Here is a 12784-nt window from a genome sequence, read left to right as displayed (position 1 = left end):
AAAATATTTGTAAATAAGGTGTTTCATATATTTTATTATGGCTTCTTATCTTGATTTGAGAATATCATGAGTTGAGCTATATTCATTAATTGCTATACGAATTCAACATCTTAATAATTTTCGTTACTTCTTCCTCAGTCGTTATAGAACTAATAGGCAAACTCACAACCTCATCGTGAATAGCATTCGTCAATGGATAATTAAGGTGATTTAATTCGCTATAGGCCAACTGCTTGTTTGGCGGGGTTGGGTAATGAATTAGTGTTTGTATTTCATTATCGGCTAGATAATTTTGTAGTGCTTGACGATTTTTGGTTCTAATCACAAATAAGTGCCATACGTGTTCGTTATTATCCGACACCTGACAGGAAGTATTTATTGGGAAAGGAAGTTCAACTAATGGATTTTTAATTTCAGATAAATAGCGCTCCGCACTTTGCCTTCTACACTGATTTTCTGCATCAATATATTTAAGCTTAACGGATAGAAATCCTGCTTGAATCTCATCTAAACGGCTATTTAGGCCTTTAAATTCATTTACATATTTCTGTTTACTACCGTAATTTCCTAAAGTGCGAATTTGTGTGGCTAAAGCATCATCATTTGTAGTTACCGCACCGGCATCACCAAGAGCACCTAAGTTTTTACCAGGATAAAAACTAAATCCTGCGGCATCGCCTAGACTTCCTGATTTGATACCATTCCAAACGGCTCCAATTGCCTGAGCATTGTCTTCGATAATTTTTAGATTGTATTTTTTAGCCAATTCAACTAATTGTTCTGACCAGCAAATCTGACCATATAGATGTACCACCATGATGGCCTTAGTTTTAGTGGTAATATGTTTTTCGATTAAATCGATATCCAGATTGAAGCTTTTTTCATTAGGCTCAACTAAAACCGGTACTAGTCGATTATCTGAAATAGCTAGTAACGACGCGATATATGTATTTGCAGGAACAATCACTTCATCACCTTCTTGCATAACACCTAGGTCAATATATGCTTTTAGAATTAAGCGCAAAGCATCCAATCCATTTGCAACTCCTATAGCGTGTTTGACATTATGAAACGCTGCAAATTGCTTTTCGAAATTCTCTAGTTGGCTCCCCATCAAAAACCAACCTGAATCAATTACATCTGCTGCTACTTGCTTTAATTCAGCAGCGTATTGGGCATTTATTTTTTGTAAGTCTAGAAATTTAATCATAATCGAAATTATATTTTTTTTACAAATTTAGCAGGTCGACCGTACCATAATTCATTATCTGGAACGTTTTTAGTCACTAGACTTCCAGCTCCTATCATGGCATTAGTACCAATAGTAATTCCTCCTAATAGTACGGAAGCGGCACCGATAGACGCTCCATTTTTGATTGTGGTTCTTTGTAATACAAAGGACTGTTTTGCTCTTGGATATTTATCATTAGTGAAGGTAACATCAGGACCAATTTGAACATTGTCCTCAATTGTAATTCCGTCCCAAAGCGAAACACCACATTTTACAGTAACATTATCTCCTATTTTTACATTATTCTCTATAAAGCAATGGCTACAGATATTACAGTTTTTACCAATAACTGCATTTTTTAGTATGACTACAAACTGCCAAATTCGTGTAGATTCAGGTATTTCTGCTTGTACATCTGATAATGGATGAATCATATTTATAAATTTTTAATTTCTGTAAAATCATTATAATCTCTTATGTAATCATTCTCATCATATTTTTCTGAAGCCAAAACTAAACAAGTTGATCCTGAAGAAAAATTATCAATATCGCGCCAAATTCCCGGCACAACATACAATCCTTGGTAAGGACGATTTAGAGTGATCTTCTTTTTATTGACGCCATCATCAAGTGTAATATCAAAACTTCCACCTGCCGCAATAATTAATTGATATAAATCTTTATGAGCATGTCCACCTCTATCTTCACCACCAGGAACATCGTATAAATAATACACTCTATTGATATCAAATGGCACTTGACTTTTGTTTTCAACCACCGTAATATTGCCTTTGTCTCGGTGGTTTTTGTCTAATTCTAAAACTTTACAATCGTTAATTGTAGTTTTAACCATATCAACAAAAACTTTATTAATTGCAGTATGCGCTACTATTTGTTGCTCTTTTGCAGAAGTCGTAAATTTTAAATAACTTTCATACGAACGAATATAATCTTCTTTATCAAATGGAGTAGATGCCAAAACTAGAGCTAAGGAATTAGTAGAAAAATTCTCCATACTACGCCATTTTCCTGCGGGAATATGTAGTCCTTCATACGAGCGATTAAGATGAAAAACTTCTTTTTTCTTACCGTCATCTATTACGACATCAAAGCTACCTGAAATTGCAATTATTAGTTCCTCTTGTTTTTTAAATGCGTGCCCACCTCTAGTTTCACCACCAGGTACATCATAAATCCAATATACTCTCTCTACTTCAAAAGGTAAATGATCAGGATTTTGCAAAAATGTTAAATTCCCTCTAGGATCTTGAATTTTTGGTAGTTCAATTATTTTTACATTTCCCATTTTATAGCTAACGCTTTATGATTTTATTAAATAATTAATATTTATAAATATGTAAAAATTAGGGATTATAGATTACTTACATCTTACAATCCGCGTCTTTTAGACTCCTTTGACATCATTTACAATTGCTCTTTCTTTTTTCAATTCAGTTAGATCTAAATCTAAGAAAGCGTTGTGTGCTAAACCTAAAACAATACTATCAAATTTTTGATTTGGTCTCGCTGTTTTTGCAGTTATCCTGTACTTATTCATCACTTAAGTAGGGTTTGTCTAAGTATCATAAATTGTCAACCTATATCCTAACTACACAAAACTTATATTTATATACTTTGCAAAATAATTATATTCTTATAAAACTAGTACAATGAATTTTTAGATGATGTCAATATTAATTGTAGCACCCAGATTTCATTTTCTAAATTTTGTTTTTATATTTAAAAGTATCCCTTTTAAATCCATTCTTTTATCCAACTCATTCCAAGAATACCCGCTAGAAATAAGTATTAAAATAATTCCTATTCCATACGCCCAAAAAGCATTAAAATATTGAACTGTTAAAAAACTCAGTATCGCTAATACCAATTGTAGTAGAAATATCTTTAAAAAATCATTGTTAAAAGAAAATTCAAATTTACATTTTGCAATCCAATATACTTGAAGCAGATATAAAAAATAGGAAACTAAAAATGACATTCCCAATCCCGTTAATCCCCAGTAATAATACCCTGCAATGTTTAAAAGTATCAGATAAATATTTGTAATTAATTCGTTCCAGAAATATAATTTAGTAGCGCTTTTGGCTAAGAATATAAATCCAATACTCCAGCTCACTGCTTTGAAAAGCATACCTAAAGCCGCCCAGTAAATCATTGTTGAAACTGCTAAAAATTGTGTTGAATATAAAATGATTACTATCCAATTAATAAATATCAAAAAAACAATTAAGATAGGTGCTAATATAAGTAAAGCAATTTCGGCTTGTTGATTTACAACTATTTTGGTTTGTAAATTACTATGCGCTACTGCCGAAAGACGCGGATAATAATCAGTTGCCATAGCCGTAAAAATCATCCCAACATAAGTATTAATAATCACAAAGCCTGCATTGTATAAACCCACTTGTTCAACGCCCCCGTTATTGCTTATGAAAATTCTAACAATATAAGATGCCCCTACTGTAATTAAACTACTCAAACTGATAAGAAATCCCATTTTCAGCATTCCCTTTCCCTCAAGAATGGTACGAGCTTGTGAAACAAATGCGGATTTTATTTTTAACTTCCTTGCATAAAACCATGTTAACACTAAAGAGGAAATAGCTGAAATTATAATCGCTGGTACTATTCCATCAATTCCATAAAAATAATAAAGAGGAATAGTTGTAAAAAGACCTACTACACTTCCAATCATTGCTGATTGTGCCATATACCTTATTTGTCGCATGCCACGCAGTAACACATCTTGACCCGTACTGATTTGGTTAAACAATAATGTTATTGCAATCCATATAAAAGCAAAGGTAAAATCTCTATTTCCAAAGGTAAATTCACTTAACCATGGTGCTAAAATGGCTGTTACTATTGCCCCTAATAGGCCTGTAACCCAAACCCATCTTTTAAATACCGTTGAAACTATACTTAAACGATTCTCATCACCCGAACTGTGTGCGGCAGCAATTTCTTTTAAAGCGCTGGTTCCTAATCCAAAATTGGTTAAACTAGCAATCAATAACAAAGTCGAATGTAATAAGCTTGCAATTCCCATCCCTGTAGGACCTAAAAGCACTGCAATAAATTTAGACCGAATAATTCCTATAATAATCTGGAATACTTGAACTCCTCCAAAAATAGAGGTTGCTTTCATCACTTGCCGATATGATGACTTTGTGTCTGACATTACAAGTGATACCTATTCAAAGTTGTTATAATATGACTAACCTCTTCATTTGTAAGGGTAGGACTTATTGGTAAACTCAATACCTGATCATGAATTATATTCGTTATAGGATAATCTACATTATTTAGTTCCTTGTACGCTAATTGTTTATTAGGCGGCGTAGGATAATGAATTATTGTTTGAATACCGTTATCTACCAAATAATTTTGTAACGCTTCTCGATTATTAGTTCTAACAACAAATAAATGCCAAAGATGTTCTTGATTTTCAGCTATTATATATGATGTATTAACTGGAAAAGGAAGTTGAATTAGAGGATTTTTTATTTCCGTTAAATAACGCTCGGCTATTTGTCTTCTATATTGATTTTCTGCATCTATATATTTAAGCTTTACTGATAGAAATCCGGCTTGGATTTCGTCTAAACGGCTGTTGAGCCCTTTATATTCATTGATATACTTTTGTTTACTACCATAATTTCCTAAAGTACGAATTTGAGTTGCCAATGCATCATCATTAGTTGTTACTGCACCAGCATCGCCTAAAGCGCCAAGATTTTTACTAGGATAAAAGCTAAAGCCAGCTGCATCGCCTAGACTTCCTGATTTGATACCATTCCAAACAGCTCCAATTGCTTGGGCATTGTCTTCAATGATTTTTAAATTATACTTTTTAGCCAGCTCACTTAATTGTTCTGACCAGCAAATTTGTCCGTAAAGATGCACCACCATAATGGCTTTGGTTTTTGGCGTAATGTGCTTCTCAATTAAATCGAGGTCTAGATTAAAACTTTTTTCGTTAGGCTCAACTAAAACAGGGACTAATCTATTATCTGAAATAGCTAGTAGTGAAGCGATGTAGGTATTAGCAGGAACAATTACCTCGTCATCCTCTCGCATTATACCTAAATCTATATATGCTTTTAAGATTAACCGCAATGCGTCTAGTCCATTTGCAACTCCTATGGCATGTTTTACATTATTGAACGCGGCAAATTGCTTTTCGAAATTTGCTAATTGATTTCCCATTAAAAACCAACCTGAATCAATAACATCTGCTGCTACTTGTTTTAATTCAGCAGCGTACTGGGCATTAATTTTTTGTAAGTCTAAAAATTTAATCATCTCTGAAGCAACTGATTTACAATTTTATATTAATAAATTCTTACTCTACTGATTACTAAAAGAGATTTTTTGAATATATTATAGTGTTCCTTACTTACAACTTACAATCCGCGTCTTTCAAGATTCCTTTTACATCATACACAATTGCATTTTCTTTTTTTAAAGAAACCAAGTCTAATGCTAAAAACTCATTATGAGCGACACCTAACACAATACTATCAAATTTTTGAGTAGGTATCGTATTTTTTGCTGTTAACCCATATTCATGCATCACCTCAACAGGATTTGCCCAAGGATCATAAATAGTTAGTTTTACATTATAATCTTCTAATGCTTTGATAACATCGACCATCTTAGTGTTTCGAACATCAGGGCAATTCTCTTTAAAGGTGATTCCTAAAATAAGTATTTCGGCACCATTTACTTTGATGTCTTTACGCAACATCGTTTTGATCACTTGTGAAGCTACATACTCTCCCATAGAATCATTTAAGCGACGTCCCGCCAGGATAATTTCAGGATGATAGCCTACTTCTTGTGCTTTTTGAGCTAAATAATATGGATCTACACCTATACAATGTCCGCCTACAAGCCCTGGTTTAAAAGGTAAAAAATTCCATTTAGTACCAGCAGCTTCTAAAACGGCGTGCGTATCAATATTAAGTAAATTGAAGATTTTGGCGAGTTCGTTTACAAAAGCAATATTAATATCACGCTGTGAATTTTCGATTACTTTTGCAGCTTCCGCCACTTTGATAGTTGGCGCTAAGTGCGTACCAGCAGTAATCACACTTTTATACAAAGCATCTACTTTTATTCCTATCTCTGGAGTAGAGCCAGAGGTTACTTTTAGAATTTTTTCTACAGTATGTTCTTTATCCCCAGGATTAATACGCTCTGGCGAATACCCTGCAAAGAAATCTACATTAAATACCAAACCTGAAACACGCTCTAAAACTGGAATACATTCCTCTTCAGTAGCGCCTGGATATACCGTTGATTCATAAACAACAATATCACCTTTTTTTAATACGCTCCCCACAGTTTCACTTGCTTTGTAAAGCGGAGTTAAGTCAGGACGGTTATTTTTATCCACTGGCGTGGGAACAGTAATGATATAATAAGAACAGTCGGCAATATCAGTAAGTGTCGAAGAACAGATTAATCCTGCCTGCTCGTCGCTAAAATCAGCCACTAAAACCGCTTTTAAAACATCATCGCTAATTTCTAATGTTTTATCATTACCTGAATTTAACTCTGCTATTCTAGTTTTATTAATATCAAATCCCACCACTTGATATTGAGTGGCGAATAGGCGCGCCAACGGCAATCCAACATATCCTAAACCAATTACTGCTATTTTTTCCATCTTATTACTTCTTATTTTCTTGTTTAACGATCTCTAACTTCTAAACAATTATCGTCTTACTTCTTAATTCTAAATCTTTACTACTTACTAATCACCACTCACAAATCACCATTCACCACTCACGAATCACGACTCACGAATCACGAATCACCATTCACGACTCACGACTCACGAATCACGATTCACGAATCACGAATCACGACTCACGACTCTATTATTTCAAATTCTCCCAATACCACGCTACTGCTTCTTTTAAGCCTTGTTGCATAGAAAATTGAGGTTGGTAGCCTAAAAGATTTTTAGCCTTATCAATACTAGCTAATGAATGCGGTATGTCTCCCACACGATTAGGTCCATAAATAGTTTCAATTGTTGCAATTTTAGGATCAAAATCAGATAAATATTTTTTAAGCGATGCTATTAAATCATTTAAGGTAGTTCGATCTCCATACGCTGTGTTATAAACCGTATTCATTGCCTCTGGATTTTCAGCAGCCATGGCTAGAACATTCATTTGAATTACATTGTCTATATAGGTAAAATCACGAGAGTAGTTTCCATCGCCATTAATAACTGGGCTTTGATGATCCATTAATTGCATTACAAATTTTGGAATCACCGCTGCATAAGCACCATTAGGATCTTGCTTACGACCAAATACATTAAAATAACGTAATCCGATGGTGTTTAATCCATAAGTACGTTGGAAAATAGTTGCGTATAATTCGTTTACATATTTAGTAATTGCATAAGGAGATAAAGGTTTGCCGATCACATCTTCTACTTTTGGTAAACTTTCAGAGTCGCCATAAGTGGATGAGGAAGCGGCATAAACCATTTTCTTAATTTTGGCATCGCGAGCAGCTACTAACATATTTAGAAAACCAGAAACATTAACATCATTAGTAGTAATAGGATCATTAATAGAACGAGGAACAGAACCTAGTGCAGCTTGATGCAAAATATAATCAGCTCCTGTCGCGGCTTTGTGACAGTCACTTAAATTACGAATGTCACCCACAATTAATGTAAAATTAGGATGGCTTAAGAGATGTTGAATGTTTACTGTTCTGCCTGTGGCAAAATTATCTAAACAAACTACCTTGTTGTTGTATTGTAACAAATATTCACATAGGTTGGATCCAATAAATCCTGCTCCACCAGTTACTAAAATGGTACTGTTTTCTATTTGTTTCATTTATGAAGTTAACTCGTTTGTAAGTTTCTTAATTATTATAATTGACAGATGAAAATTTAGGCAACAATTTGAAGGTTAAATTGCTACTGTGCTGTATGACTAAAATTTAAAAAATTAAAATGCTTTTTTTGAAATTTTAAAAAGTTTAGTTTAAAAATAACATAACCAAGAACAAAAAATGTTGCTATTTGATTAAAAATCTTCACGGCTTCGCCCCTCCAACTCCCATTTAGGTAGCTAGATCTTTTTAAATTTTGTGCGAATGTAATAGTAAATTATTTAGTTACATAACTAATAACAAGTTTTTACAATATGACTTTAAGATTATTTTAATACACTATTTTTATAATTATCTAACAGTCAAATGACTACTTAAAGATTCATATTTTATTTTTATTTTGGAAGCAATTTAGAAAATATAAACATTGTAAGTTTTTTAATATATATTAAGTTTAAACTTTTTAGTAGAAAATTATATTAAATTATAGAAGAAAACTGGCAGATAAAGTTACTTTATTGTTCAAACTAACCAAATAATGAAAATGATCTGATGTAGTTTTTTTGTCGCACTGAGCAAAGTTGAAGCGCGCTAAATTGTTTGCGTTAGATTTCATTCCCATTGACAAAGATCAAACCGTTGGGGTTAAATTTGTTTGTAATAACCTACTTATTGTTTTCTTGATAAAATAACGATTACAAACTTTTGGTTTTACGGAAAAATTAAAATGATTTACTGTTTCATTTTCTCTTCGCTTAGCGCAGTTAAAGACGCGCTAGTTGTATGCTTGCTAACACTTAATTTTGAAAATACTAATTTATTTATTGTCAAAGGAAGTGTAGTAAAGATTAAGCACTGCTTATAAAAAATAGCTGTGCCTATACGCAAATTAATAAATTGGAATGTTTTTATCACCGTAAGCTTCAAACACAACTGGAATCAAATTTCAGGTAAGCATTTAGCGTGATACGTAAAGATAAATTCGTTAGCGATAGATTACTTTTTATTTAGATCTTAATTGCAAAAACAATTGATTCCTATTATTTGGTTAATCTTAACGATATTATTTAATCGATATATCTATTCTAGCAATGGAGATTCTATTTTTTCCAAAGCTTGATATACTTTTTTAACATCTTGTGAAAATTCTTTTTGAAGTATTAAATTAGCAGTAGCAGTATGTACAAAAATGGTGTCTTTTACTCCTAAAAATGCGGTATAGTTAGAAGTGCCAATAACCATATTTCCATTTTCATCTACAGGATGACCGTTTGCCATTAAATAATCATAAACCGATTCAAAAGAACCTAAATCAGACCATTGGAATTGTGAGGCAACGACTTTTATTTTTTTAGACTTTTCCATTATAGCGTAATCGACGCTTATAGATGGAATATCGAGTGACAAATTTAAATCTAGATTTCCAGCTTTATTATTTTCCCACACGATTTTTGATTTTAAATAAACTTCTGGTGCGTATTGCTTTAGCTCATCTAAAAACACACTAGCCTTAAAACAAAACATACCACTATTCCAAAGAAAATTTCCTTTAGCAATAAAATCTAGTGCAGTGGCATGATCGGGTTTTTCTCTAAAGGAAAGTACCTCATCTCCTTTACGTTCAATATATCCATAACCTGTTTCAGGTTTAGTAGGTACAATTCCAAAAGTTACAATGGCGCCAGCAGCAGCTTTTTGAATTGCTTCTTGCATTGCTTCATTATAACGTTCTTTCTCTCCTATAATATGATCTGAGGGAGTAACAATTAAGATATCGTCTTCTTGTGATGCAAATGCCGCAAAAGCAATTGCTGCAGCGGTATTCCTAGGAGTAGATTCTATAATATCAATGTAATTTGTATCTGATTTGGCTAATACAGCTTTGCTTAAATGACAGTTGTCCATGTTTCCTACAACCATAACTTGATTAGCAATACCACGATTGCGATCTACTGTAATTTCAAATAATGATTTACCGTCGAAAATATTAAGATATTGTTTAGGTTGGCTTTTACGTGATAGAGGCCATAATCGACTTCCTATTCCTCCAGTAAGTATTACATGCGTGATTGAATGCTTTTCCATAATTGCTTTTTTACAATTTTAAATTCCTTTACTATTTTATACTATTTCACATACTTTTTATTGTCAACTAGCAAATAATAATTGATTCTATTAATTCAAATTCATTTATTTTATCAAATATAAAGGGATCTTTGAACTCGTTACTTTTTTTATTAAATTTTTAAGTATTCTAATGTTACTTTTAATTACATCATTTTTTTCTATTTGGATTTAATCATTTTATTAATTCATTAAAACTTTAATAAAAATGCATTTAAAAAATTAAATTTATAATCTATTAGAGAAAATTTAAAAGATTATTATTCTAAAAATGTAACCTTTTCTTATCTCTTATAATCGTAAAGTCTAATTCTAATTTCTAATTATATTTTAGACTACTTTATTTTCATCTTCAGCACACATCCCAACGATTCTAAGACTAATACATAATGTGTATTATTGACTTCTTGGACAATTGCTTTTTGATCACAAAACGGACCTGATTCTAATTGAATAGCATCGCCAATTTTGTAGGTTTCTATCATACATTCGCCACTTTCTGGGGCGTTAAGCCACTTTTTGATAACGCTTATTTCCTCATCTCGCACTATAGCAGGTTGTCCAAGCCAAAATAAATATCTGATTGCCCCAGAACATTCAAATACAGAACTGCGTTGTGCTGGCTCTAATTGTACAAATACATAAGAATTAAAAAGAGGCACTTCTACCTTTTTCTTACGATCAGTCCATTGCCGTATTTGTGTAATCAAAGGACAATAGCATTCGACCCCAATTTTTGCTAATTGCTCTGCCACTTTTTTTTCCCATTTAGGTTTTGTATAAACTACATACCAGTTCATCCTTTTCTTTTTTTATGGTGAAACAAAAGTTTATTTATATTTTATCCTTGTTTTAATAAAAAACGGCTCCAAAAGCTTATTGCGCTTCTGGTTATTTATCTTTTAAGCGCTTGCACTGATTAAATTCAGCAAATTTAACTTTTAGCGCAAATTAACAAATTATAATCGATATAGCTTTACGTTTTAAAGTTTAGAATTCTCTTGTTGACTTTTTGAAGTTTTTAAATTGTAAGAAGTAGGTAATTAGAGGAAGATATTATCATTTTTTTTGACATATAAGCCATCTAAGTTTTAGATGTGATCTTTAACAATATTCAGAAAACATAGGATTAAACGATAATTTTTTTTTCAAATTAAGGTTATATACGTAACCAAGCGACTACATTTAATGGCTATATTAAGTTGTATCGACTTCTCGGTACTTTTTTGGCTACATACATTCGTTTCTATTCATAATCCTGCTAGCCAAAAAAAACTCGAAGGGACGCGCGGTCTTGATTCAAATATTAAGTAGAAACACTTAAATTTGGACTTTCTTTGAAACTACTTATTATCTGTTCAAATTCTCCTCGCGTCTGTTCGAGTGATTTTTAAAGCTAATTGTGTTTTTGTCAATCAACGAGTTGCTGTAGCTTTAAAAATTGTATCGACTTCTCGATATTTTTTTGGCTAGACTAAGTCCACTTTCTAAACAAAACCCTGCTAGCCAAAAAAACTCGAAGGGACGCGCGGTCTTGATTCAAGAGTTGTATTGCATACCATTTTACAAACAAAATTAATATTATTTGTTTTTATATAGATTTACCTAACATCTACTCTGTCGCCAATTGCATACTTTCGAACGCTACTTATCATCTGTTCAAACCCTACTCGCGTCTGTTCGAGTGATTTTTAAAGCTAATTGTATTTTTGTCAATCAATGAGTTGCTGTAGCTTTAAAAATTGTATCGACTTCTCGATACTTTTTTGGCTACATACATTCGTTTCTATTCATAACCCTGATAGCCAAAAAAACTCGAAGGGACGGTAATATAGACTTTTGCACATTCAGACTTTCAAACCTTACTCGCGTCTGTTCGAGTGATTTTTAAAGCCATTACTATGTTCATGATTAACGGAATGTTATAGCTTTAAAAATTGTATCGACTTCTCGATATTTTTTTGGCTAGACTAAGTCCACTTTCTAAACAAAACCCTGATAGCCAAAAATACTCGAAGGGACGCGCGGTCTTGATTCAAATATTAAGTAGAAACACTTAAATTTAAACTTTAATTGAAATTACTTGATACTTAATGCCTTTTCAAATTCTACTCGCGTCTGTTCGAGTGATTTTTAAAGCTAATTGTATTTTTGTCAATCAATGAGTTGCTGTAGCTTTAAAAATTGTATCGACTTCTCGGTACTTTTTTGGCTAGACTAAGTCCACTTTCTAAACAAAACCCTGCTAGCCAAAAAAACTCGAAGGGACGGTAATATAGACTTTTGCACATTCAGACTTTCAAACCTTACTCGCGTCTGTTCGAGTGATTTTTAAAGCTAATTGTATTTTTGTCAATCAATGAGTTGCTGTAGCTTTAAAAATTGTATCGACTTCTCGATATTTTTTTGGCTACATACATTCGTTTCTATTCATAATCCTGCTAGCCAAAAAAACTCGAAGGGACGCGCGGTCTTGATTCAAGAGTTGTATTGCATACCATTTTACAAACAAAATTAATATTATTTGTTTTTATATAG

The 12784-nt window shown here is 32.6% G+C and carries 10 protein-coding genes; all 10 read right to left on the bottom strand.

The features are described from left to right. Positions 1 to 85: 85 nt before the first annotated feature. Complete coding sequence (locus RCH18_RS10540) at positions 86 to 1210, bottom strand: DegT/DnrJ/EryC1/StrS family aminotransferase (RefSeq protein WP_326936719.1); 1125 nt, start codon at positions 1208 to 1210, stop codon at positions 86 to 88. An 8-nt stretch (positions 1211 to 1218) separates the two neighbouring features. Further along, positions 1219 to 1665, bottom strand: coding sequence for an acyltransferase (locus RCH18_RS10535; protein ID WP_326936718.1), 447 nt, complete (start codon positions 1663 to 1665; stop codon positions 1219 to 1221). 2 nt (positions 1666 to 1667) lie between these two features. Continuing rightward, complete coding sequence (locus RCH18_RS10530; RefSeq protein WP_326936717.1) at positions 1668 to 2537, bottom strand: sugar 3,4-ketoisomerase; 870 nt, start codon at positions 2535 to 2537, stop codon at positions 1668 to 1670. Between the two features lie 99 nt (positions 2538 to 2636). After that, positions 2637 to 2789: a hypothetical protein gene (locus RCH18_RS10525; protein WP_326936716.1), complete on the bottom strand. Its 153-nt coding sequence runs from the start codon at positions 2787 to 2789 to the stop codon at positions 2637 to 2639. 156 nt (positions 2790 to 2945) lie between these two features. Beyond that, a complete protein-coding gene (locus tag RCH18_RS10520; RefSeq protein ID WP_326936715.1) occupies positions 2946 to 4433 on the bottom strand; it encodes an O-antigen translocase in 1488 nt (495 codons plus the stop codon). Next, entirely contained in the window at positions 4433 to 5557 is a 1125-nt protein-coding gene (locus RCH18_RS10515) for a DegT/DnrJ/EryC1/StrS family aminotransferase (protein ID WP_326936714.1), read from the bottom strand. Before RCH18_RS10515 ends, RCH18_RS10520 begins: the two co-directional genes overlap by 1 nt. Before the next feature lie 94 nt (positions 5558 to 5651). Then, the gene (locus RCH18_RS10510; RefSeq protein ID WP_326936713.1) at positions 5652 to 6926 is read right to left on the bottom strand and encodes a nucleotide sugar dehydrogenase; all 1275 of its coding nucleotides are present in this window, start codon (positions 6924 to 6926) and stop codon (positions 5652 to 5654) included. A 214-nt stretch (positions 6927 to 7140) separates the two neighbouring features. Then, positions 7141 to 8124 (bottom strand): SDR family oxidoreductase, encoded by a 984-nt coding sequence (locus RCH18_RS10505; RefSeq protein WP_326936712.1) that lies wholly within the window; start codon positions 8122 to 8124, stop codon positions 7141 to 7143. Positions 8125 to 9202: 1078 nt separating this feature from the next. After that, complete coding sequence (locus RCH18_RS10500) at positions 9203 to 10207, bottom strand: mannose-1-phosphate guanylyltransferase (RefSeq protein ID WP_326936711.1); 1005 nt, start codon at positions 10205 to 10207, stop codon at positions 9203 to 9205. Between the two features lie 374 nt (positions 10208 to 10581). Then, positions 10582 to 11046 (bottom strand): UpxY family transcription antiterminator, encoded by a 465-nt coding sequence (locus RCH18_RS10495; RefSeq protein WP_326936710.1) that lies wholly within the window; start codon positions 11044 to 11046, stop codon positions 10582 to 10584. Positions 11047 to 12784 lie beyond the last annotated feature (1738 nt).

The organism is Flavobacterium sp. PL11 (genome assembly GCF_035985025.1).
GTDB lineage: Bacteria > Bacteroidota > Bacteroidia > Flavobacteriales > Flavobacteriaceae > Flavobacterium.
Note: the sequence above shows the minus strand (reverse complement) of the source record. Positions and strands in the feature narration are given on the sequence as shown.

Bases quoted from the DNA above. Each gene is read 5' to 3' on its own strand.
- RCH18_RS10540 (WP_326936719.1), bottom strand. From the start codon at position 1,210: ATGATTAAATTTCTAGACTTACAAAAAATAAATGCCCAATACGCTGCT.
- RCH18_RS10535 (WP_326936718.1), bottom strand. From the start codon at position 1,665: ATGATTCATCCATTATCAGATGTACAAGCAGAAATACCTGAATCTACA.
- RCH18_RS10530 (WP_326936717.1), bottom strand. From the start codon at position 2,537: ATGGGAAATGTAAAAATAATTGAACTACCAAAAATTCAAGATCCTAGA.
- RCH18_RS10525 (WP_326936716.1), bottom strand. From the start codon at position 2,789: ATGAATAAGTACAGGATAACTGCAAAAACAGCGAGACCAAATCAAAAA.
- RCH18_RS10520 (WP_326936715.1), bottom strand. From the start codon at position 4,433: ATGTCAGACACAAAGTCATCATATCGGCAAGTGATGAAAGCAACCTCT.
- RCH18_RS10515 (WP_326936714.1), bottom strand. From the start codon at position 5,557: ATGATTAAATTTTTAGACTTACAAAAAATTAATGCCCAGTACGCTGCT.
- RCH18_RS10510 (WP_326936713.1), bottom strand. From the start codon at position 6,926: ATGGAAAAAATAGCAGTAATTGGTTTAGGATATGTTGGATTGCCGTTG.
- RCH18_RS10505 (WP_326936712.1), bottom strand. From the start codon at position 8,124: ATGAAACAAATAGAAAACAGTACCATTTTAGTAACTGGTGGAGCAGGA.
- RCH18_RS10500 (WP_326936711.1), bottom strand. From the start codon at position 10,207: ATGGAAAAGCATTCAATCACGCATGTAATACTTACTGGAGGAATAGGA.
- RCH18_RS10495 (WP_326936710.1), bottom strand. From the start codon at position 11,046: ATGAACTGGTATGTAGTTTATACAAAACCTAAATGGGAAAAAAAAGTG.